A 275-nucleotide genomic window follows, 5' to 3' on the forward strand; every position below is an offset into this window, starting at 1 on the left:
GGAGGCTTAGCTCAGCTGGGAGAGCATCTGCCTTACAAGCAGAGGGTCGGGGGTTCGATCCCCTCAGCCTCCACCATATAAACTTTATAACGACGCGGGGTGGAGCAGCCCGGTAGCTCGTCGGGCTCATAACCCGAAGGCCGCAGGTTCAAATCCTGCCCCCGCAATTATACTTTCCTTTGAGAAAGTGATCTGGAACCGTGGTGTAGTTGGCCTAACATGCCTGCCTGTCACGCAGGAGATCGCGGGTTCGAATCCCGTCGGTTCCGCCATTT

At 56.7% G+C, this 275-nt stretch carries 3 tRNA genes; all 3 read left to right on the plus strand.

From position 1 onward, the window contains the following. The 3 genes from C170_RS19350 to C170_RS19360 all read left to right on the plus strand — a co-directional run bounded on the left by C170_RS19350 (position 1) and on the right by C170_RS19360 (position 272). A tRNA-Val gene (locus tag C170_RS19350) sits at positions 1–76 on the plus strand. A gap of 17 nt (positions 77–93) precedes the next feature. Beyond that, positions 94–167: transfer RNA gene (locus C170_RS19355), tRNA-Met, on the plus strand. Positions 168–194: 27 nt separating this feature from the next. Then, positions 195–272: transfer RNA gene (locus C170_RS19360), tRNA-Asp, on the plus strand. Positions 273–275 lie beyond the last annotated feature (3 nt).

Source organism: Paenibacillus sp. FSL H7-689 (assembly GCF_000517905.1).
Lineage (GTDB): Bacteria > Bacillota > Bacilli > Paenibacillales > Paenibacillaceae > Paenibacillus > Paenibacillus amylolyticus.